Origin of the sequence: Nocardia sp. CA-129566 (genome assembly GCF_050956075.1) — a bacterium.
GTDB lineage: Bacteria > Actinomycetota > Actinomycetes > Mycobacteriales > Mycobacteriaceae > Nocardia.
On record NZ_CP192085.1, the window covers coordinates 8661281 to 8682228 of the forward strand.

18 protein-coding genes are annotated in these 20948 nt (G+C 67.2%); 7 read left to right on the top strand and 11 right to left on the bottom strand.

Going from position 1 to position 20948, the window contains the following annotated elements; genetic code table 11:
* Positions 1-235 precede the first annotated feature (235 nt).
* On the top strand, positions 236-2509 hold the full coding sequence (locus tag ACQP0C_RS38460; protein WP_433734775.1) for a helicase-associated domain-containing protein: 2274 nt from the start codon (positions 236-238) through the stop codon (positions 2507-2509).
* A 9-nt stretch (positions 2510-2518) separates the two neighbouring features.
* Here the strand turns inward: ACQP0C_RS38460 and ACQP0C_RS38465 are convergent, their stop codons facing one another.
* On the bottom strand, positions 2519-3046 hold the full coding sequence (locus ACQP0C_RS38465; protein ID WP_433728261.1) for an LppU/SCO3897 family protein: 528 nt from the start codon (positions 3044-3046) through the stop codon (positions 2519-2521).
* A gap of 304 nt (positions 3047-3350) precedes the next feature.
* On the opposite strand from ACQP0C_RS38465, the gene ACQP0C_RS38470 reads away from it, so the two are divergent.
* Positions 3351-4172 (top strand): hypothetical protein, encoded by an 822-nt coding sequence (locus tag ACQP0C_RS38470; protein WP_433728263.1) that lies wholly within the window; start codon positions 3351-3353, stop codon positions 4170-4172.
* A 3-nt stretch (positions 4173-4175) separates the two neighbouring features.
* Here the strand turns inward: ACQP0C_RS38470 and ACQP0C_RS38475 are convergent, their stop codons facing one another.
* The 4 genes from ACQP0C_RS38475 to ACQP0C_RS38490 all read right to left on the bottom strand — a co-directional run bounded on the left by ACQP0C_RS38475 (position 4176) and on the right by ACQP0C_RS38490 (position 8749).
* Positions 4176-5588, bottom strand: a complete 1413-nt coding sequence (locus ACQP0C_RS38475) for a M1 family metallopeptidase (protein ID WP_433728265.1) — start codon at positions 5586-5588, stop codon at positions 4176-4178.
* 51 nt (positions 5589-5639) lie between these two features.
* Positions 5640-6275, bottom strand: a complete 636-nt coding sequence (locus tag ACQP0C_RS38480) for a LysE family translocator (RefSeq protein WP_433728267.1) — start codon at positions 6273-6275, stop codon at positions 5640-5642.
* Positions 6276-6314: 39 nt separating this feature from the next.
* A complete protein-coding gene (locus ACQP0C_RS38485; RefSeq protein ID WP_433728269.1) occupies positions 6315-6983 on the bottom strand; it encodes a DUF3239 domain-containing protein in 669 nt (222 codons plus the stop codon).
* 107 nt (positions 6984-7090) lie between these two features.
* Positions 7091-8749, bottom strand: a complete 1659-nt coding sequence (locus ACQP0C_RS38490) for a DNA repair helicase XPB (protein ID WP_433728271.1) — start codon at positions 8747-8749, stop codon at positions 7091-7093.
* A 391-nt stretch (positions 8750-9140) separates the two neighbouring features.
* Here ACQP0C_RS38490 and ACQP0C_RS38495 point away from each other — a divergent pair, with 391 nt between their 5' ends.
* Both ACQP0C_RS38495 and ACQP0C_RS38500 read left to right on the top strand, forming a co-directional pair.
* Positions 9141-9785 (top strand): LysE family translocator, encoded by a 645-nt coding sequence (locus ACQP0C_RS38495; RefSeq protein WP_433728273.1) that lies wholly within the window; start codon positions 9141-9143, stop codon positions 9783-9785.
* Between the two features lie 111 nt (positions 9786-9896).
* A complete protein-coding gene (locus ACQP0C_RS38500; protein ID WP_433728275.1) occupies positions 9897-10583 on the top strand; it encodes a trimeric intracellular cation channel family protein in 687 nt (228 codons plus the stop codon).
* A 6-nt stretch (positions 10584-10589) separates the two neighbouring features.
* Here ACQP0C_RS38500 and ACQP0C_RS38505 read toward each other — a convergent pair whose 3' ends face one another.
* Positions 10590-11768 (bottom strand): pyridoxal phosphate-dependent aminotransferase, encoded by a 1179-nt coding sequence (locus tag ACQP0C_RS38505; RefSeq protein WP_433728277.1) that lies wholly within the window; start codon positions 11766-11768, stop codon positions 10590-10592.
* Positions 11769-11942: 174 nt separating this feature from the next.
* Here ACQP0C_RS38505 and ACQP0C_RS38510 point away from each other — a divergent pair, with 174 nt between their 5' ends.
* Entirely contained in the window at positions 11943-12146 is a 204-nt protein-coding gene (locus ACQP0C_RS38510; RefSeq protein WP_433728280.1) for a hypothetical protein, read from the top strand.
* A 50-nt stretch (positions 12147-12196) separates the two neighbouring features.
* Here ACQP0C_RS38510 and ACQP0C_RS38515 read toward each other — a convergent pair whose 3' ends face one another.
* Positions 12197-13117 (bottom strand): sigma-70 family RNA polymerase sigma factor, encoded by a 921-nt coding sequence (locus ACQP0C_RS38515; RefSeq protein ID WP_433728282.1) that lies wholly within the window; start codon positions 13115-13117, stop codon positions 12197-12199.
* Between the two features lie 106 nt (positions 13118-13223).
* Here ACQP0C_RS38515 and ACQP0C_RS38520 point away from each other — a divergent pair, with 106 nt between their 5' ends.
* Both ACQP0C_RS38520 and ACQP0C_RS38525 read left to right on the top strand, forming a co-directional pair.
* Positions 13224-13793 carry a GNAT family N-acetyltransferase gene (locus tag ACQP0C_RS38520; protein WP_433728285.1) on the top strand — a complete coding sequence of 190 codons (570 nt, stop codon included), beginning with the start codon at positions 13224-13226 and terminating at the stop codon, positions 13791-13793.
* A gap of 44 nt (positions 13794-13837) precedes the next feature.
* The gene (locus ACQP0C_RS38525; RefSeq protein WP_433728287.1) at positions 13838-14392 is read left to right on the top strand and encodes a class I SAM-dependent methyltransferase; all 555 of its coding nucleotides are present in this window, start codon (positions 13838-13840) and stop codon (positions 14390-14392) included.
* 35 nt (positions 14393-14427) lie between these two features.
* Here ACQP0C_RS38525 and ACQP0C_RS38530 read toward each other — a convergent pair whose 3' ends face one another.
* The 4 genes from ACQP0C_RS38530 to ACQP0C_RS38545 all read right to left on the bottom strand — a co-directional run bounded on the left by ACQP0C_RS38530 (position 14428) and on the right by ACQP0C_RS38545 (position 20877).
* Positions 14428-15519 carry a 3-deoxy-7-phosphoheptulonate synthase gene (locus ACQP0C_RS38530; protein ID WP_433728290.1) on the bottom strand — a complete coding sequence of 364 codons (1092 nt, stop codon included), beginning with the start codon at positions 15517-15519 and terminating at the stop codon, positions 14428-14430.
* A 278-nt stretch (positions 15520-15797) separates the two neighbouring features.
* Positions 15798-16268, bottom strand: a complete 471-nt coding sequence (locus tag ACQP0C_RS38535; protein ID WP_433728292.1) for a carboxymuconolactone decarboxylase family protein — start codon at positions 16266-16268, stop codon at positions 15798-15800.
* Between the two features lie 123 nt (positions 16269-16391).
* On the bottom strand, positions 16392-17270 hold the full coding sequence (locus tag ACQP0C_RS38540) for an oxidoreductase (RefSeq protein ID WP_433728294.1): 879 nt from the start codon (positions 17268-17270) through the stop codon (positions 16392-16394).
* A gap of 73 nt (positions 17271-17343) precedes the next feature.
* A complete protein-coding gene (locus ACQP0C_RS38545; protein WP_433728296.1) occupies positions 17344-20877 on the bottom strand; it encodes an amino acid adenylation domain-containing protein in 3534 nt (1177 codons plus the stop codon).
* Positions 20878-20948: the final 71 nt, after the last annotated feature.

Sequence of the window (20948 nt, forward strand, 5' to 3'; positions counted from 1 at the left end):
GCGAGCACTCTGCCCTCCGCTGTCGCCCGGCGACGGATAGTCCACATCCACTAGGCTGACAAAATCGGCAACATTCGGACTGTGACGCAACAACTGATCTCGAGAGCACATGGGTAACTCGTCGGGGACACCCAAAGCAGTGCCAGGCGCACGACCGCAAGCCCGCGACGTAGGTCACGCGGCACTCACGACCGGCAGAAGGCCCGGGGAGGCGGGGGAGCCTGCGACCGATTCACTGACGGGCTGGCTCGCGGCCCGTAGCGATGCGCGGCTGGTGACCCTGCTCGAACTCCGGCCCGATCTGGCCGTACCACTGCCCTCCTCGATGGCCGTGCTCGCGGCACGCGCCGAGCAGCGCGCGTCGGTGCTGCGCGCCACCGACGATCTCGACACGCTGGAGTTCGCGATCGTGGAAACCCTTGCGGTGCACCGGTCGACGGGCTCCGGCGGGACGCCGATGAGCCGCAAGGCGCTGCGCTCGCAGTTGAAGGATCGCGTTCGGGTCGCGGCGATCGATGCCGCACTCACCCGCCTATCCGATCGTGCGCTGGTATGGAACGACGGTGACGATCTGCACCTGATCCCGGCCGCCGCCGAGGCGCTGCCATGGCCGATCGGCGCCACCACCGAGATTCCGGACGCACTGACCGAGCCCGAGGTGGTGGCCGCGCTCGCGGCGGCCTCCGCGGCCGAACGCACGCTGCTGGACAAACTGGCCGCCACCGGCCCGCGCGGACGCACCCGGGACGCCGCACCGGGCACGCCCGACGACCGCCCGATCCAGCAACTGCTCGCTCGCCGACTGCTGCACTGGATCGACGAGGAGACGGTCGAACTCCCGGTCACCGTCGGGCAGGTGCTGCGCCGCGAGCCGGTGACCCATCCGCACGCACTGAAACCGCCGGAACCGGCGCCGACGAAGCACACCCCCGCCGAGGTGAACGCGGTCGCGGCGGGCGAGGTGGGCGAACTGCTCCGGCACTGCGCCGACATTCTCGACGCCCTCGGCCAGGCGCCCGCACCAGCCTTGCGGGCGGGTGGGCTCGGGGTGCGGGAATTGCGCCGCATCGCCAAACAGACCGGTATCGACGAACCGCGCGCCGGGCTGCTCGTCGAACTGCTCGCGGCGGCCAAACTCGTCGAGAAGGGTATGCCGGACCCGCCACCGGAATTCGACTCCACCGACGATTTCTGGGCGCCGACCCCCGCCGCGGACGGCTGGCGCGACGCCCCGCCCGCCCGCCGCTGGGTGGCGCTGGCACTGGCCTGGCTGGACCTGGACCGCATGCCGTGGATGATCGGCATGCGCGATGCCAACGACAAGCCGATCGCGGCACTGTCGATCGAACTGCGCACCCCGCACGCACCGCGCGACCGGCGCACCATACTGAATCTGCTCGCCGAATATCCCACCGGCACGGCATTGCCTTCCGCTGATATCGGCCGGATCCTGGCCTGGCGACAACCGCGGTGGCGCAGGCACTTTCGCTCCGAGGCGGTCGAGCACACGCTGCAGGAGGCCGCGGCGCTGGGATTCATCGGACGCGGCGCGCTCGGCTCACCGGCCAGGGCGCTGCTGCACGGTGTGCCGACCAGCGCGGCCGATGCCGAAGCCGCGATGGAATCGGCCCTACCGGAACCGGTCGATCATGTGCTGGTCCAGGCGGATCTGACGGTCATCGCGCCCGGACCGCTGACCCCTGAATTGCAGAGCCGGGTCGCGCTCGTCGCCGATGTCGAATCCGCTGGTGCGGCAACGGTTTATCGGATCAGCGATACGTCGGTGCGGCGCGCGCTGGATGCCGGGATGACGGCGGCCGAACTGCATACCCTGTTCACCACCCACTCCCGCACACCGATCCCCCAGTCACTGACCTATCTGATCGATGACGTGGCCCGCAGGCACGGCCAGCTACGGGCGGGAATGGCGCAGGCATTCGTGCGCAGCGACGATCCCGCGCTACTGGCCCAGGTGCTGGCCTCGCCGGTGGCGGGCGAACTGGCGCTGCGGGGCATCGCGCCGACCGTCGCCATCGCGCAGGCCCCGCTCGGCGAACTGCTCGAACGGCTGCGTGCGGCCGGATTCGCCCCGGCCGGTGAGGATTCGGCGGGCACCATTGTGGATCTGCGCCCGCGCGGCGCGCGGATCGCGGTCCGTCCGCATGCCAGGCAGCCGTATCGCCCGACGCCGCCGAGCAGCGAGCAGCTGGCACTGCTCGTCGCGGAACTGCGCGCGAGCGAGCGGGCCGCCAGCGCGCGCAAGGGCGAGGCGGTGCGCACCGATGGCACCCGAACCAGTACCGCCGCAACCCTGGCGCTGCTGCAATTGGCGGCGCGGGTGCGGCGGTCGGTCACTATCGGTTATGTCGACGCCCAGGGCGTCGCGTCGCAGCGCGTGGTCGAACCGCTGAAGGTCGGCAACGGCCAGCTCGACGCGCTGGACCCGGTGACCGGCGCGATCCGGCATTTCACCCTGCACCGGATCGCGTCGGTCGCGTTACTCGAGTAACTCGAGTAATCAGCCCTTGGCCGCGCCGAGGCAGAAGGTGACCTTCGGATCCGGGACGGTCACGAAGCTGGTCGCATCGGCACCACACAGCAGTTCGTCGGCCTGGCCGTCGATGCGCTTGACCACCTTGAAGGTGGCCTCCGATGAGGAGCAGTCCACGTACTTGTACGGGTTGGTGCCGACATCGGCATAGCAGCTGCCCTGCTTGAAGTTCGGCGCCAGGCACATGTAGGCCTTACCACCGCTGACCAGGTCCTCGGTGTAGGTGGTGTATTCGGCCGCGCAGTCGAGCTTTTTGTCCGCGGTCTGGAATACCCTGTAGACCGCCTTGGCCGAGGAGCAGTCGACCGGCTCGGATTTGGTGGCCGTCGACGAGCTGTCGGTGACATTGATGCAGTCACCGACCTTCGCCTTGGCGGTGTCGGACTTACTTGCATTGTCGAGCGCCGAACAACCGGTCACCGCGGCCACCAATGCACCCACCGCCAGGAGGGCGAGCACAAGACGTGCCAGCAGCCTCGTTCCTGGGAACTTCAACGTGAAACCCTCTCTCACCGAACGCGTTCACGGTAGTCGTGAACGCGGTGAGGATACCGTCACGGTCGTCCGAACCGCATCAGCAGTTCGGACGACCGACCAACCCGGGGCGCGGCTCAGTACGACGCGTACAGCCCGGTCAGCCCCGACAACCCGAGGCTGAGGAATTTCGGGATCAGGTTGGCGAGGACCATGATGCCTAAATAGTTCACTGGCAATGCCTTTCGCATTTCAAACATATGGACGTCTGTCCAGTACATGCACTCTGTCGCTTCCGGAGACCCGGTCGTTACGCTTGGAAAGTATGAGGCTCGAAGAGGTCGCCGTCGACCTGTACGAACTCGACCCTGGTGAGTTCATCGCCGCCAGGGCGGCACGCGTCGCCGCGGCCAAAGATGCGGGCGATAAGGAACTCGCCGCCGCCATCGGCAAATTGCGCAAGCCGACGGTGGTCGCGTGGACGGTGAATCTGCTGGCCCGCGCGGCACCCGACGATGTCGAGGCACTGCTGCGGCTGGGCGCGGCCTTGCGCGCGGCACAGCGCGAACTGTCGGGCGATCAACTGCGCGCGCTGACCGCGCAGCGACAGCAGGTGGTCAATGCCCTTGCCAGACGTGCCGGTGCGCTGGCCGCCGACCGCGGACATTCGGTCGGCGAGGGGGTATTGCGCGAGGTGGGACAGACGCTGACGGCGGCGCTGGCCGATGACACGGTGGCCGAGCAGGTGCGCACCGGAACGCTGGCGACCGCGGCGAGTTACGAAGGCTTCGGACCGGGCGGGGCCGAGCTGCGGGCCGTTGACACAACGGACACAACGGAATCCGCGGCGAAACCAGCTCAGGAGGACACGCATCAGGACCTCGACGATGCGCTCGCCGCCCTCGAATCTGCCCGCGCCGCAATGGAAACGGCACGCGATGAGGCCGAGCAGGCGGCGAACCGGTTGGCCGAGAGCGAATCTCGCATCGCGACGCTGCGCACGGAACTGGCGCACGCCGAACAGCAGAAGCAGTTCGCCCGCACGGCCGATCGTGGCGCGCAGGACGGGGTGCGTTCGGCGCGCAAGCAACTCGATCGGGCCGAGCGCTGGGTGCAGCGGGCCCGCGAGCGCGTCGACGGCGAGTAATTCTCAATCGCGCAGGGTGCCGGGAAAGAGGTACTCGTCCGAGGGCGGCGTGGTGCGGTTCAGCCAAGCGTCGAAGAACCCGGTCAGATCGGTGGGGGATTTCGACTGCATGAAGGTGCGGAATTCCCGCATCGAGGCATTGCCGTAGGCGTGTGCGGCATTGAATTGCCGGACGGCGGCGAAGAATATATCGTCGCCCAGTTGTTTGCGCAGCGCGTGCAGGAACAGCGGGCCGCGATAGTAGACGGAGGTGAATTCATTTCCGACGCCCGGGTTCTCCAGGGGAATATCCCAGAACTTCGGCTCATCACGATTTTTCCGAATGGTGTCGCGATAGTCGGCGTCGACGTCTTTGCCTTCCATTCGCTCCGGCCACAAATAGTCCGCGGTGTAGCTGGCGAAGCATTCGTTGAGGCAGATATCGGACCATTGCCGCACCGATACCGAATCGCCCCACCATTGGTGCGCGATTTCGTGCACCATGGTCGGCAGATCGGTCCACGGCGCGTAGATCGGGCGGGTCTGGGTCTCCAGCGAGAACTTCAGGTCCGAGTCGACGTAGATGCCGCCCGCGGTGTCGAACGGATAGGGCCCGTAGAGCGCCTCCGCGAAGTCGAGGACTTCGGGCAGGCGCTGTTCGGTTTCCCGACTGCCCTCGGTATCAGGGGCGAAGGCGCTGATCAGCGGGGCGCCATTGGCGCGGCGCTGCTCGAGGTAGCTGTAGTGATCGATCGCGACGGTGGTCAGGTAGCCGAGCACCGGTTGGTGCGCCTCCCAGGTGACATTGCGCCGCGCACCGGTGACCGTGTTCTGCGTCCGCACCCCATTGGAGACCACCTCCCACTCCTCGGGTACCGATGCGTGCAGGGTGAAGGTGGCCTTGTCCAGCAGGGTGTCGTTGAGCGGGTACCAGGTGGTCGCCGAACGCGGCTCGCCCGCGGCGAAGGCGCCGCCGCTGGGTGTATAGGTCCAGCCCGCACCCTCGGTATCCGCGACCTGGCCCGCGTATTCGACGGTCACGGTGAACGGCAGGCCGGGCAATAGCGGCAGCAGTGGCGTCACGGTGAGTTCGTGCTCGCCGTTGCGATCGAAAGCGGCGGGCAGATAGTTCACCGAGACCATGCGCACGTCCGGGCCGTTGAAGTCGAGGTTGAACATCCGCAGCGCCTGGGTGGCGGTGGCGTCGATCCGGGTGGAGCCGGTGAGCTGGTGGCTCGGCGGGTCGTAGTCGATGCTGACCTCGTAGTGGTCGGCGTCGTAACCGCCATTACCGTCGAGCGGGTAGTACGGGTCATTCAGTCCGGGCGCGCCGACCAGCGGATCGGTGTTCGGAGGCACCGGATCGGCATTCGCGGGCATGGGAACCGCGACCAGCATGCCGACCACCGCCGCGCGCCACAAACCGGACAACCTCATTCGATCACCACCCCTTTCCGGCCCACCCGACCTGGGTGGATGGTAACCGCCTCAGTCGGCGCTACCGCTGAGTGCCACCGATGCGCCGAGGCCGAAGATCATCGCACCGCCCGCACCGCCGACCGCCTCCAGCCGCTGCGGTGAACGGGCGAACCAGGTGCGCGCCGATGCGGCAAGCAGGCCCCACGCACTATCGGAGACCAGCGCGATCGCTAGGAAGATGGTGCCGAGTATCAGGAACTGCAATGGCAGCGAACCCGCCGCCGGATCGGCGAAATGCGGCAGCACCGCCGAGAAGAAGACGATCGCCTTGGGGTTGGTCAGCCCGACGAAAATACTCTGCCGGAGCACCCTGGAATCGGCCGGATCGACCTTGGCGTTCAGCGCCTCGCGCAGGGTCTTGCGCTCGCGGATCGCCTGGACACCGAGGTACATCAGATACAGCGCACCCGCGAACTTCACCACGGTCAGCGCGAGCGCCGATGCCGCGAGCAGCGTGCCGAGCCCGATCGAGACCAGCAGCAGCGCGGCGAAAACGCCTACCGAGTGGCCCAGCACCGAGACCAGGGCGGCGCGGCGGCCGAGCGCGAGCGCGCGACCGATGGTGAACAGCACACCCGGTCCAGGGATGACGATGATGACAATCGATGCGGCGGTAAAAGCCAGCAGATTTGACGCCGGAACCATCTACCGAGTCTATTGGGCGGCGCAAGGGAATTCGGATGATCAGGAACCCAGGTCGCCGGGCAGCTGATGCGGGTCGAGCAGCAAACGTTTGGCGGAGGTGCGCCGTACCTTGTCGGCGAGTGCGAGATTATCGGTGAGCAGCTGCCATTCGACCTCGCTGATGGCCGCGCGGGCCCGCTCGATGACGGCCCCGTCCCGGGTGCCCCAGGCGATCGGCATCGCGCTGACCGACTGCCAGCGCTCGCCGACCTGGCGCGGCGCGCGATCGGTGCGCACCGCGACCGACGGCACCCGCTCGCCCGCCCGCCTCTCATGTCCGGGCAGGTCACGCACCTTCCTGATCACCAGGGCATAGCGCGGGTCGGGAGTATCCGGTTTCGAAACATCGACCAGGGCCAGCAGCACCACCCCGCTCGGATGGGTCTCCGAGACGACCGCGGGGACCAGCTCGCCGTCGGCGTAGAGCTTATCGATGCTGGAACGGTGCGGCGTCCAGAACGCCACCCACACCGCGACCACCGCGCCGAGCGCGAACGCGATCGCCAGCAGATAGGCCCACGGATGGTTCAGCCAGATCAGATATGCGGTGCCAGTCGCGGTGCTGACGGCGGCCGCGATCGCCATGACCCGCAGTCGACGCAGGTCGGCGAAGACTTCGTTGACCGCATGGGCGTGGTGCCGGTCCACCGCGAATTCGAAGCGTCGCACGTCTCATTCCTAGCATACGTATCGGAGCCGACACCTCCGGATAATGGCGCTGCCGGGCGAAGCCCGTCGACAGCCCGCGCTCGCACGAGCGCAGGCGAAGGCACCGCTTATCCGATGGCCGGTCCCAGCAAGTCATCGGCATCCGTTATGCGATAGGCGTACCCCTGCTCGGCGAGGAAACGCTGTCGGTGCGCGGCATATTCGGCGTCCAAGGTGTCACGCGCGACAACCGAATAGAAGTGGGCTTGGCCGCCATCGTGTTTCGGCCGCAACAACCGACCGAGGCGTTGCGCTTCCTCCTGACGCGAACCGAAGGTTCCCGAAACCTGTACCGCGACAGACGCTTCGGGTAAATCGATGGAAAAATTCGCGACCTTGCTCACCACCAGCACCGGAATCTCACCGCGCCGGAAGGCATCGAAAAGTTCCTCGCGCACTTTGGTTTTCGTCGAACCCTGAATGACCGGGGCGTTGAGATCGGCGCCGAGTTCATCCAATTGCTCGAGATATGCGCCGATGACCAAGGTCTGCGCATCCTTGTGCTGGGCCAGAATCGATTCCACCACAGGGATTTTCGTGCGCGCGGTCGAGCAGAGCTTATAACGCTCCTCCGGTTCGGCGGTGGCGTAGGCCATTCGCTCGGCATCGGTGAGGGTGACCCGGACCTCGATGCAGTCGGCCGGGGCGATCCAGCCCTGGGCCTCGATATCCTTCCACGGGGCGTCGTAGCGCTTCGGTCCGATCAGCGAGAAGACATCGCCCTCGCGGCCGTCCTCGCGCACCAGGGTCGCGGTGAGACCGAGCCTGCGCCGCGATTGCAGATCCGCGGTCATGCGGAAAACCGGTGCGGGCAGCAGATGCACCTCGTCATAGATGACCAGGCCCCAGTCGCGGCTGTCGAAGAGTTCGAGGTGTTTGTACTCGCCCTTGGTGCGGCGGGTGATCACCTGATAGGTGGCGATGGTGACCGGACGGATCTCCTTGCGCTCACCGGAGTATTCGCCGATCTCCTCCTCGGTCAACGAGGTTCGCGCCAGCAGTTCGCGCCGCCACTGCCGTCCGGCCACGGTATTGGTGACCAGGATCAGCGTCGTCGCCTTTGCCATGGCCATCGCCGCCGCGCCGACCATGGTCTTGCCAGCGCCACACGGCAGCACGACCACACCGGAACCACCGGCCCAGAACGATTCCGCGGCCATCTCCTGATAGTCGCGCAGATGCCAGTGGCCGCCGGTGTAATCCAGCTCGATCGGATGCGCCTCGCCGTCGACGTAACCCGCGAGATCCTCGGCGGGCCAGCCGATCTTCAGCAGCATCTGCTTGATCCGGCCGCGCTCGGACGGATGCACGACGACGGTGTCCTCATCGACGCGGGCACCGAGCATCGGGGTGATCTTCTTGTGCCGCAGCACCTCCTCGAGCACCGCCCGATCCAGGCTGACCAGCGTCAACCCGTGCGCCGGATTCTTCACCAGCTGCAACCGGCCGTACCTGGCCATGGTGTCCACGATGTCGACGAGCAGTGGCTGCGGCACCGCATATCGCGAGTAACTGACCAGCGCGTCCACTACCTGCTCGGCATCGTGCCCCGCCGCCCGCGCATTCCAGAGCGCCAACGGCGTCACCCGATAGGTGTGCACATGCTCGGGCGCCCGCTCCAATTCCGCGAACGGCGCGATGGCCTGCCGCGCCACCCCGGCCAACTCATGGTCGACCTCGAGCAGCAGCGTCTTGTCACTCTGAACGATCAGCGGACCGTCGGTCACAGCCGCGCCTCGCTAACGCTCGGCTCCGCCGCGACCGCAGGTGCTGTGTCCACGGTTCCCTCGCTGCGCTCGGTCACAGCTGCGCCTCGCTAGCGCTCGGCTCCGCTGCGACCGCAGGTGCTGTGTCTACGGTTCCCTCGCTGCGCTCGGTCACAATCTCTCCTCGTATCCGGCGTCGGCATGCGTGTCCGATCGCGCGTGCGACTTCGGCCCATTCTTCCCGACACCACCGACAACAACCCGGCGGGTGCGGGGCACATGCCGACGGGCGTAGCTCGCGTCGGCCTCGCACATACAGCGTGCGAGGCGGCTGTTTTGTTCCGGGAGGCCAGGCCACCGGTGCTCGACTGGACCGAGACGGGTGCGGCAGATGTGGGTCAAGATCGGGGCCATGATCGAAACTGCGGCGGTTCTCGGAGTGGCGGCGGCGGCACTGGGGATGGTGCTGACGCCGGGACCGAACATGATGTATCTGGTTTCACGCAGCGTTTCCCAAGGTCGGCGGGCCGGGTTGGTGTCACTCGGAGGTGTGGCGGCCGGATTCGGGGTGTATCTGGCGGCGGCCGCGGCTGGCATCACGGCGGTGTTCGCCGTGGTTCCCGGGCTGTATATGGCGATGAAGTTGGCCGGGGCGGGATATCTGCTGTGGCTGGCCTGGAATGCGGTGCGGCCGGGCGGGACCTCGGTGTTCGCGCCCACCGAGTTGCCCGCGGATCCGACCCGGCGGCTGTTCACCATGGGACTGGTCACCAATCTGCTGAATCCGAAGATCGCGATCATGTACATGGCGCTGATCCCACAGTTCGTGGTGCCCGAGCACGGGCGGGTGTGGCTGCAGAGTCTGTGCCTGGGGTCGGTGCAGATCGCGGTGGCGTTGACGGTGAACGGGTTGATCGTGCTCGGTGCCGGCGGGATCGCCGCCTTCCTGACCGGTCGGCCGCTGTGGTTGCGGATCCAGCGCTATTTCATGGGCACGATGCTCGGCGGGATCGCGCTACTGGTCGCGACCGATCGCGCCCGGCCGATGCCCGCCTGAGATATGTGATCCTGAGGGCGTCGCGGCGGCGGTCAAGGGTGTGGCGGAGTTCATAGCGCCCTGTCGTGCAACCCTGCTCCAGCAGGAGTGCACGCGGAAGGGAGCGTATGGATGGGTGCCGGACTGGATGTCATGGCGACGCAGCTCGACTCGGCGGTGAACGCCGCGCAGCAGATCGGAGAGCTGCTGGGAGTCGTCGCGTTCGCGACCTCCGGTGCGCTGCTCGCGGTCCGCAAGAACCTCGATATTTTCGGGATGGCGGTGCTGGCATGCAGTACCGCGCTCGGTGGCGGCGTCATCCGCGATCTGCTCATCGGCCGCACGCCGCCCGCCGCGTTCACTGACCTGACGTTCCTGTGCGCATCCCTTCTGACCACGCTGGTCATCTTCTTCCGGCATCCGACAAGCAAGCTGACCAGGGGCCCGCTCGAGATCGCCGATACAGTGGGCCTCGGCCTGTTCTGTGTGACGGGAACCGTGGTCGCCTACACCCACGGCACCGGCGCCCCGACCGCCGCACTGCTCGGCATGGTTACCGCCATCGGCGGCGGTGTGATCCGGGACGTGCTCAGCGGACAGGTGCCGAGCGTGCTGCGTCCGGATCAGGAGTTGTACGCGGTGCCCGCCCTATTCGGCTCGATAACCACCGCCGTGCTTTTACACTTCGGCGCTTATCGCGCCTGGACCGGGTTTCTCGCGGCGCTCGTCGCGATTGTGGTTCGGCTCCTCGCACGCCGTTTCCAATGGCGCGCGCCCCAGGCCAGGCACACCACCTATCCCGACGAAACCACCGACTGAGGCAGCTCAGCCGACGCGCACACCCGCGCGCAGTCGCCGCACACCCTCGTCCAGAGTTTCGTCACGTTTGCAGAAGGTGAAGCGCACCAGGTGCTTCCATGCCTCGGGGTGGTCTGCGAATACGCTGATGGGCACGGCCGCGACGCCGAGCCGGCCCGGAAGCTCCCGGCAGAATGCCAGACCGTCGGTGCCGCCGAGCGGCGTGATATCGGCGCAGATGAAGTAGCCGCCAGCGCTCTGCTTGACCCCGAAACCGGTGTCCGATAGCGCGGCGGCCAAGCGCAGTCGCTTGTCCGACAGCGTATCTCGCAGTCCCGCGACCCAGCCGAGTTCGTTATTGAGCGCGTGCGCGACCGCGGGCTGGAACGGCCCGCCCGCCACGAAGGTCATGAACTGTTTGGCCGCGAGCACACCGTCGATGAGGTCCGCCGGGCCGCAGGCCCAGCCGGTCTTCCAACCGGTGACGCTGAAAGTCTTTGCCGCGCTGGACACCACGACGGTGCGATCGGCCATACCGGGCAGGGTGGCGAGGCTGATGTGCTCATTGCCGTCGTAGACGAGATGTTCGTAAACCTCGTCGGTGAGCACCAGTAGGTCGTGTTCGCAGGCGATTTCGGCGATTGCGGTGAGATCGGCGCGGTCGAGCACGGTGCCGGTCGGATTGTGCGGTGAATTGACGATCAGCATCTTGGTCGCGGGTGTGATCGCCGCGCGCAGGCTGTCCAGGTCGAGGACGAAGCGGTCCCCGTCGGCGACGAGGTGAGCCGTGCGCCGCCGGGCCCCGGCCAGTGCGATCGCGGCGGCGTAGGAGTCGTAGTAGGGCTCGATCAGCACGACCTCTCGGCCGGGTTCCACCAGACCCAGTACGGCGGCACTGATCGCCTCCGTCGCCCCGACGGTGACCAGCACCTCGGTGTCCGGGTCGTATCGAGTGCCGTAGCGACGGGCCCGGTCGGCCGCGATGGCGCGGCGCAGGATCGGCATGCCGCGCCCCGGCGGGTACTGGTTGAGCCCGTCGGCGATGGCCTGGCGCGCGACCTCGAGCATGCCAGCGGGTCCGTCGGTGTCCGGAAAGCCCTGCCCCAGATTGACCGCCTCGTGGCGGACGGCTAATTCGGTCATCTCCGCGAAGATCGTGGAGGCGAAGGGGCGCAGGCGAGCGACGGTCGCGGGTTGCGAGGGCATATCCGGAGCGTAGCTCAATGGTCGCTATTGTTGCCCTTAGATAGCGAAAGGCTATGTTTCACTTTTGAATTGCCGCTCCTACCTGCATGGTTGTGCGTTTTCCCAACGGCGGCTAGCCTCGCCGTGTTCTACCTCACAAATCGCTCACAAGGCGGTATCTCGAAAGGGGCGCTAATGGCCTCGTATCTGGACCTGGTAACGAATCCGGCCGCGTCGGAGGTCGCCGGAACCGCACTGGGTTTCATTCGAAATGTCGTACACGAGCTGATCTCCGGATTCGGCTCCTCCACCGGCGACTGGTTCAGCGGCTCATCGACCGGCAATAGCGGCACCGGCTCGTCCACCGGGAACTGGTTCCTGGGCTCGTCCACGCCGTAGCCCGATCGGCGGTGTCAGGCCCGGCGATGAGGGCACGGCCTGGCACCGCCTCAACCCAGGCGCACCCGAGACAGTTTTTCCGGATTCGCGAGATCGTAGGCACCGCAGACCAATCCGTCGCGAACGGCAAATCCGAGGACCCTGGCCGGACCTTCGAGGCGCCCGTAGCCCGGGGCGACCCGATGCACGACCAAACCCAATTGCCCATTGACCGAGGCGAATTCGTATTCGAGCGTCGGCTCCGCCGAACCGTCCAACCCGTACTTGCGCACCAGTCCGAGGAAGAAGCGGGCGACCTTGTCCGCGCCGCCGATGACATTGACCGCGGTAGAGGTGGTGCCGTTGGCATCGCCGATCACCACCGAATCCGGGTGCAGCGCCGCGGTTACCGCGCCGATATCACCGGCGGACAGCGCATCCAAGAACTTCCGCACCGCGGCCGCATGCTCGGCATTCGGCGTGGGCGGCGGGGCCTGCGCGACGGATTTGCGCGCCCGCACGGCCAGCTGGCGTGCCACTTCCGTCGAAACGCCGAGGATTTCCGCGATCTCGCCGAAGGGCACCGAAAGCCCGTCGTGCAGTACGAATGCCACGCGCTGCGGCGGCGTCAGACTTTCCAGCACCACCATGGCGGCGAGGCTGCATTCCTGCTTGCGCACCACCGCCTCCAGCGGATCGGGCGTGCTCGACGGCACGATGCCGGTTACCACGGGCTCCGGAAGCCACTGCCCCACATAGCTTTCCCTGCGCACCGCGGCACTGCGCAAGTGGTCCAGGCAGATTCGCCCGACCACCGTGGTCAGCCAGGCCCGCAGATCCTCGATCTCGGATTGATGCGCACCGGCCAGCCGCAGCCAACTCTCCTGCACCGCGTCCTCGGCGTCGCGCGCGCTGCCCGTCAGCCGGTATGCGACCGAGAGCAGATGCGCCCGATGCGATTCGAACAGATCGGCGAGCAGAGCGGAAACCATCGGTCTGATTCTACGGTCCGCATGATCGTCCCCCGATCGCGGTACGGACCGGCGGTCATGCGAAATCCACATGATTCGACAGGGGGTCGCGTGACACCATGATCGAATGGAGGATCACCCGCTCACCGATGGCGCCGTGTGGCTGTCGCGGCCGACCGAGGCCGACATCGACGACATCGTCGAATGCTGTCAGGAGCCCACCATCGCCGAATGGGTGACGATTCCGGTGCCGTATCACCGGGCGAATGCCGAGGCCTTCCTCAACGAGATGGTCGCGCCGGGCTGGGCCGCCCGCAGCCCGATCTGGGCGATCCGGCTGCGCGCCGACGGTCCGGTCGTCGGCATGATCAACCTCGGCCAACGTGATGCGTCGACCTCGGAGGTCGGCTTCTGGCTCGCGACCGCACAGCGCGGTCGCGGGGTGATGTCGCGCGCGATCGCGCTGGTCTGCGAATTCGGCTTCCACCCCGACGGATTGGCGCTGGTCCGGATCAGCTGGCGCGCCTTCGTCGGCAACCACGCCTCGGCCGCCGCGGTGCGCCGCAACGGCTTTCATTACGAGGGCATGGCCCGGCTCGGCGGCGTCCAGCGTGGCGTCCGCCGCGATATCTGGCTGGCCGGGCGGCTGGCGACGGACCCGCCCGGCCCGGCCGCGGATTGGCCGCCCGGAATCTGACCGAACCGCCGACCCGCACACCGCAACAGTCGTAGATTGCGAATATGGCGGCTGATACCCGATTCGACTGGATCGCCGAAACCATGCACTTGCAACCGAACGACCGGATCCTCGAAATCGGCCCCGGCTCCAGTGATTCGATCGCATATCTGGCCGCGCGCTTGGACGGCGGCCGCATCGTCGGCGTCGAGCGCTCGGTCACGGCGATCGCCCGCGCCGCGAAACGCCATGCCGCGCTGATCGATTGCGGCAAGGTGCATCTGCTGCATGCCGGGTTGGAAAAACTGGACCGCACCCGGGTGCTAGCCGAGATCGAGCCGGGCACCCGCGGATTCGACAAGGTTGTCGCGGTCAACGTGAATCTGTTCTGGACCAAACGCCCCACCACCGAGTTGGCCCTGATCCGGCAGGTGCTCGCGCCCGACGGCACGCTGTACCTGTTCTACGGCTACGGACAACCGGACGGGCACACCCGCACCAGTCCAAAACCGGCGCCGGGACACCTCATCGACTATCTGGTGACCGCGGGCTTCGACGGTGACACCGTCTGCTCCGGGGATATCCTCGGCGTGGTCGCCAGACCACGCCGAAAGTCGTAGCCACGCCCCGGCTTTCACCGGGGCGGGCTCCGAGTTCAGCGGTTGCGGCGCTGCTGTACCGCCTCGGCGAGCCGGTCGAGCTGGGCGGCCGTGGTCTCCCAATCGATGCAGGCGTCGGTGATGGACTGGCCGTAGGTCAGCGCGTCGGCGTGACCGAGGGTCAGATCCTGGCGGCCCGCGACGAGGAAGCTCTCCAGCATCACCCCGACCACGCCCGGTTCACCCGCAGCCAACCGGCCCGCGATATCGGTGACCACATCCACCTGCTTGTTGTGATCCTTATTGCTATTGCCGTGGCTGGCATCGACCACGATCCGCTGCGGCAGCGCAGCCTTCTCCAACCGGATGCAGGCCTCGGCGACCGAGGCGGCGCCGTAGTTCGGACCGGTGCTGCCGCCGCGCAGGATCACGTGACAGTCCGGATTGCCCGTGGTGCGGATCAGCGCCGAGCGCCCGTCCAGATCGGTGCCCGGGAAAACGTGGCTGGCAGCGGCGGCGCGGACACCGTCGACAGCCACCTGCACATCGCCGTCGGTGCCGTTCTTGATGCCGACCGGCATGGACAGCGCGCTGCTCAGCTGGCGGTGCACCTGGCTGGCCGCGGTGCGCGCGCCGATGGCTCCGTAGGAGACCAGATCCGCGATGTACTGCGGGGTGATCGGGTCGAGGAATTCACAGGCCACCGGCAGGCCGAGTGCGGTGATATCGACCAGCACCTTGCGGCCGATGCCGAGACCGGTATTGACGTCGAAGGAACCGTCCAGGTGCGGATCGTTGATCAGCCCCTTCCAGCCGAGGGTGGTGCGCGGCTTCTCGAAGTACACCCGCATCACCACGTGCAGCCGATCGTCGAGCTCGGCGGCCTTGGCGGCCAGGCGGCGGGCGTAGTCCAGCGCGGCGGCGGGGTCGTGTACCGAACACGGTCCGACGATCACCATCAGGCGGTCGTCGTCGCCATTGAGCACATCGACGGTGGCCTTGCGACCGGCACGCACCACGTCCGCCAGCGGATCGGTGATCGGGTGGACCATGCGCACCTCGGCCGGTGAGCGCAATGGGCTCACGCTGAGGGTGCGTTGGTCGTCGAGATCGGAGTGCCGCGCATCGACGTCGGCTGCGGTAGTCATTGTTTGTGGGTTCCTTTACTTCAAGGCCGACCCACGGATATCGAACCCGTCGAGCCGGTCTTCATCCGGCTCGGGGTGGAGGTGCAGTCAGCGCGTGTGGTTGCCGCAGACCGGCCCACCCAGGGCCGGGTTGCTAAACCAGAAATACACGCGCTGCACGACGCCGACAGTACCAGGCGCAACTTCCCAGTGACGCTGGGGCCAATTCTCGGCACCGCCACTCAGCCGTTCGCGGCCCCGCCGCGCGTCGAGCCGCATCGCGGCATATCCCGGCCGGCTCACCCCCACTGGCCGGGCTGGTAGTCGCCCGCCGGAGTGCGAACGATCACGTTCATCCGGTTCCAGGCATTGATCATCGCGATGGCGGCGATGAGAGCGGCGGTCTGATCGTCGTCGTAGTGCTTGCGCACCTGTGCCCAGGTCTCATCGCTGACGCTGCGGCCGTCACCGATGCGGGTCGCCTCCTCGGTGAGGGCGAGGGCGGCGCGCTCGGCGTCGGTGAAGACAGTGGCCTCGTGCCAGGCGGCGACCAGGTTGAGCCGCACTGAGGTTTCGCCCGCGTGGGCGGCGTCCTTGGTGTGCATATCGGTGCAGTAGCCGCAGCCATTGATCTGGCTGGCGCGGATCTTGACCAATTCGTAGGTGGCCTTGGGCAACTCGGTTCCGTCGATGACCTTGCCGGCAGTGGTGAGGCGCTTGACGAAGCTGCCGGCAACCGGGTTGGCGTGGAAGTTGAAGCGCTGTTCCATGATCTGTGCCTTTCCATTCGGATGGGTTCACAGAGAGGACGGCGCGGCGCAGCGCGGTGTGACATCACCGCGTGTGATGTGGGTCATACGGCCTCGACCTCGAATCGACCTACTGAGATGAGGTCATTCGCCGAAGGCGTAGGTGACTCCCGTGAGCTTCTCCGACAACTCCCAGAGTTCGCGCGCAACCTGCTCATCCTTGGATGCCGCACTCGAACCGCAGCGCTCCGGATAACCGCGCATTCCACCCCAGCCGTGCGGACCATAGAACGCCCCCGGCTCGACCGATTCGGTGGCCGCGTAAATCTCTGGCAGCGCGCCCATTTCGGCGCTCTGCGCCAACAGCCGGTTCCCCCATTCCATCACCGTGTCCTGGACGGACTCGGTGTGCGACTGCAGTTCCGTTGCGGCATAACCGGGATGCGCGGCCACCGAGATCTTCGGCGAACCCGCCGCGGTGAGCCGGCGCTGCAGCTCGTAGGCGAACATCAGGTTGGCCAGCTTGGCCTGGCCATAGGCGGGCCAGCGCTGGTACGTGCGGCGGTCCCAGTTCAGGTCCTCGAGGTCGATCTTTCCGAGGCGGTGCGCGCCGCTGGACACCGTGACCACCCGGTCCGAAATCTTGTCCAGCAGTAGGCCGGTCAACGCGAAGTGTCCGAGATGATTTGTGCCGATCTGCATTTCGAATCCGTCGGCGGTGCGCTGCTCCGGCAGCGCCATCACCCCGGCGTTATTGATCAGCACATCGACCTGGTCCACCCCATCGGCGAACTCCCGGACCGAGGCCAGATCCGCGAGATCGAGTTTGCGCACCGAGGCCAGCGGCCCGATCTCCCCGGCCACGTGCTCACCCTTGGCCACATTCCGACAGGCCAAGATCACCTGCGCACCGCCCCCCGCGAGCGCACGCGCGGCCACCGCCCCCAACCCGCTGTTCGCGCCGGTGACGATGATCTTCCGGCCGCTCTGATCGGGCATATTCGACAGATCCCACCTGCTCATACGGGAGAGTCTAGTCCGGTGTGGGATGAGTCTCATCCGCTGCGACCCACCCTGCCGCAGCGTATGACAACCGTCAAACCTGGGCGAGCACCTCATCGTCGCTCATCGCCGCCACCTCCAGATACAGCCCGGCCACCGTCTCCAGCCTTCCGGTCGCGCCCCGGTCGGCTTCGCGGTCGAGCAGGCGCGCGGCCAGCCCCGCCACGGTGCGGGCGGTGAAGAGGTCGGCGACGATGGCCTCCGGTGTGTCCAGCCACTCGCGCACGCGGGCGATCACCGCCGTGGCCAGGACGGAGTCACCGCCGAGGGCGAAGAAGTCGTCGGTGGCCCCGACCGGGGCCGCGTCGAGGACCGTGCCGACGATATCTGCCAGCGCACGTTCCAGATCGGTGCGCGCCGCGACGAATTCGACTGTGTCATCGGCGCGTTCGAGCACGGCGAGCACGGCCTTGCGATCCGGTTTGGCATTCGAGGTCAGCGGCAACTTCGCGAGAATTTCCAGTCGCGTCGGAATCATGTAGGCGGGCAAGAGCTCCGCCGCCGCCGCGAGTACGGACTCCGTCACCAATTCGGCATTTACCTCGGGGACCAGGGCGGCAACGAGTTTCGGCGCGGCCGAGCCAACGACCGCGGCAATGGCGTGATGGACGCCGGGAACCTGGCGCAGGGCGCTCTCGACTTCACCGAGTTCCACCCGGTAGCCGCGGATCTTGACCTGGTGATCGGCGCGGCCGAGGAATTCCAGTGTGCCATCGGGCAGATAGCGGGCCAGATCGCCGGTGCGGTACCAGCGCAGGCCCTCGTGCACCACGAAGCGTTCGGCGCTGCGTTCCGGATCGCCGCGATAGCCCGCCGCGACGCCGTCGCCACCGATCCACAGTTCACCGGTCACCCAATCGGGGCAGTCATGGCCGGTCGGGCCGACGACGCGGCACTGCACATTGCGCAGCGGAGTGCCGTAGGGCACGGCGGCCCATTCCGCGGGCACCGCACCGTCGACGACCTCGCAGATGGTCGAGTGGATGGCGGTTTCGGTGGCGCCACCGAGCCCGGCGAAGCGGGCCGCGGGTGCCACCGCATCGAGCCGACCGGGCAGGGCGATATCGACCCAGTCGCCACCGAGAATGACGGTACGCAGCGAGCCGAGCTGCGCCCCCGCGGCGGCGGTGAGCAGCATATCGAGCAGGCTCGGCACGCAGTTGAGCACCGAAACCTGGTGGCGGCGAATCAGTTCCACCCAGTCGGCCGGTTCGCCGCGCTGCGCGTCGTCCACCGCGACCACCGCGCCGCCCGCGCTGAACAGGCCGAAGATGTCGTACACCGACAGATCGAACTCCAGCGCCGAGAGGGCGAGCGCGCGATCCGCGGCGCCGACCTCGAAGCGTTCGTTCAGGTCGTCGATGGTGTTCATGGCCGCGCGATGCGGTACCTGCACGCCCTTGGGCCGACCGGTCGAACCGGAGGTGAACAGGATGTAGGCGATGGTTTCCGGATCACCGAAGATGGGGCGCGCCAATGGCTTCGAATAGGCGCGGGCCGCGGCCAAGGCGACGGTGCCGACCTCCGGGATCTGCTCGTCGCCGACCGTCACGGCGGCGACGGCATTGCCGATGCGCAGAATCTCCGCGCGCCGTGCGGCGGGCTGGTCGAAGCCGATCGGTACATAGACCGCACCCGCGGCCAGTACGCCGAGGGTCGCCACCACCTGATCCGGCCCCTTCGGCAGCTGAACCGCGACCGAATCACCCGGCAGCACACCGGCATCGCGCAGCGCACCGGCGACCGCCAGGGCCTCGGCGGCGAGTTTGCCGTAGGAGACGACACCGCCGGGTTCCCAGAGCAGCGCGGGCGCATCGGGATTCGTCGCGGCCTTCGCGAAGAAGCCGGTGTGCAGCAGTCGTGCGCTGACCGGTCCGGCGGTGGCATTGACCCGGGCTCGGGTTTCGGCCTGTTCCAGCGGAATCCGCAGCGCCGCATCGGCATCCCAACCGGCCGGCGACGATATTTCACCGGAGCCGAGATCTCCGGCCAACCGCACGATGGCATCGTTATAGCGTGCGAACATGGCCTCGATGACGCCCGCGGGGAAGGCGGATTCGCGCACATCCCAGTTCAGCAGCAGCCCACCGCGCACCTCGGTGATCTGCGCGTCCAGCAGCACCTGCGGGCCCTGCGAGATGATCCACACCGGATCGCCGAAGGTCTCGGTCACGGTATCGGCGAACAGTTCACCGAGATTGAGCGCACTGGTGTAGACGATCGGCGCGAGCACCGGCTCACCGCGCTGACGCCCGAGGTCGCGTAGCACCTCCAGTCCCGAGTACGCCGTATGCGCGCCCGCCGCATGCAGATTCGCCTGTAGCGCCCGCGCCCGTTCGGTGACGGTCGCCGGTCCGGTCACATCGACCTCGAGCAATACCGACGAGGTGAAGTCGCCGACCACGCCGTCGACCTCCGGATGCACCGGTTCCCGATGGAACAGCGGCAGATTCAGCAGGAACCGACGCTGCGCCGACCAGCCGCCGATGGTCTCGGCGAATACCGATGCGAGCGCCATGGCCGGGGTGATGCCGCGGGCGTGCGCGGCATCGAATATCCGCGCCTTCGCCGCGGGCGCGAGCCAGCGGTGGTGCCGCACGGTACGGCTGGCCCCCGAAACTCCCGACGCCTGCGGCAGTTCCGGCGCGCCGGGCAGTTCGGGCAGCCGCTGCTGCCACCACTGTCGATCCCGCTCGTGTTCGGCGCCGGCACCGCTGGGATGCTCCGCGAGGTAGCGACGGAATGTATAGGTCTGCGGCGGTAGCGATTCGCCGTGGTAGAGCCGAGCCAGATCGCTGATCAGAATGCGGTAGCTCATCGCATCGGCGGCGAGCATATCGACATCGAGGTGCAGCCGGGTCCGGCCGTCCGCCAAGAGCGTCAGCGCGATATCGATGACCTGACCGTCCTCGACCGCCATCCGCTGATGAGTTCTTTCCTCCCGCAGCGACTCCAGCCTGCGCTCGGCCGCATCCGACGGCAGCTCACGCAGATCGGTGCACGTCCGCACCGAGCGCCCTGGCCGCGCCATGGTCTGCTGCGTGCCATCGGGCAGGAATCGCGTGCGCAGCATCGGATGCCGCAGCACCAGCGCGTCGACGGCCCGCTCGAGCCGGACCGGATCGACTCCCGCACCGTCGAATTCGACGTACAGATGCGCCGCGACGCCGCCGAGTTCCTGGGATTCGGAGCGCCCGATCCAGTACGCGTGCTGCATCGGTGCGAGCGCGAAGGGAGTTTCGTCGTCGTCGCGATCGGCTACCGCATCGGCATCCGACATCCCCGGGTCCGGCTGAGCATCATCTCCGGCGGATCCGCCGAGCAGTTCGTGCCACCCGTCGACCGTCGGGTTCGCGGCCAAAAGCGCGAAGTTGATATCGATACCGCGCTTACGCCAACTCCCCGCCAGTTTCATGGTGCGGATGGAGTCCAGTCCCAACTGGATCAGATCGTCGCCGAACCCGATCGCCTCGACGGCGACGTCGAGTTGCTTCGCAATCGCGGCGCGGATTTCCTCCCGGCCGATCGTCGTCCCCGCCCCGTTCCCCGGTCGCTGTGCTGGCTCCATCTGGCGCTGTCACTCCTTGATCGCCGCCGCATCCGGGCGGATCGAGACTGCTCGGCGGTAGCCTATCGCAT

What these genes read in the sequence shown, in the direction of transcription:
- ACQP0C_RS38470 (WP_433728263.1), top strand. Translation starts at nt 3,351, where the DNA reads ATGAGGCTCGAAGAGGTCGCCGTCGACCTGTACGAACTCGACCCTGGT.
- ACQP0C_RS38475 (WP_433728265.1), bottom strand. Translation starts at nt 5,588, where the DNA reads ATGAGGTTGTCCGGTTTGTGGCGCGCGGCGGTGGTCGGCATGCTGGTC.
- ACQP0C_RS38480 (WP_433728267.1), bottom strand. Translation starts at nt 6,275, where the DNA reads ATGGTTCCGGCGTCAAATCTGCTGGCTTTTACCGCCGCATCGATTGTC.
- ACQP0C_RS38495 (WP_433728273.1), top strand. Translation starts at nt 9,141, where the DNA reads ATGATCGAAACTGCGGCGGTTCTCGGAGTGGCGGCGGCGGCACTGGGG.
- ACQP0C_RS38500 (WP_433728275.1), top strand. Translation starts at nt 9,897, where the DNA reads ATGGGTGCCGGACTGGATGTCATGGCGACGCAGCTCGACTCGGCGGTG.
- ACQP0C_RS38505 (WP_433728277.1), bottom strand. Translation starts at nt 11,768, where the DNA reads ATGCCCTCGCAACCCGCGACCGTCGCTCGCCTGCGCCCCTTCGCCTCC.
- ACQP0C_RS38510 (WP_433728280.1), top strand. Translation starts at nt 11,943, where the DNA reads ATGGCCTCGTATCTGGACCTGGTAACGAATCCGGCCGCGTCGGAGGTC.
- ACQP0C_RS38515 (WP_433728282.1), bottom strand. Translation starts at nt 13,117, where the DNA reads ATGGTTTCCGCTCTGCTCGCCGATCTGTTCGAATCGCATCGGGCGCAT.
- ACQP0C_RS38520 (WP_433728285.1), top strand. Translation starts at nt 13,224, where the DNA reads ATGGAGGATCACCCGCTCACCGATGGCGCCGTGTGGCTGTCGCGGCCG.
- ACQP0C_RS38525 (WP_433728287.1), top strand. Translation starts at nt 13,838, where the DNA reads ATGGCGGCTGATACCCGATTCGACTGGATCGCCGAAACCATGCACTTG.
- ACQP0C_RS38530 (WP_433728290.1), bottom strand. Translation starts at nt 15,519, where the DNA reads ATGACTACCGCAGCCGACGTCGATGCGCGGCACTCCGATCTCGACGAC.
- ACQP0C_RS38535 (WP_433728292.1), bottom strand. Translation starts at nt 16,268, where the DNA reads ATGGAACAGCGCTTCAACTTCCACGCCAACCCGGTTGCCGGCAGCTTC.
- ACQP0C_RS38540 (WP_433728294.1), bottom strand. Translation starts at nt 17,270, where the DNA reads ATGAGCAGGTGGGATCTGTCGAATATGCCCGATCAGAGCGGCCGGAAG.
- ACQP0C_RS38545 (WP_433728296.1), bottom strand. Translation starts at nt 20,877, where the DNA reads ATGGAGCCAGCACAGCGACCGGGGAACGGGGCGGGGACGACGATCGGC.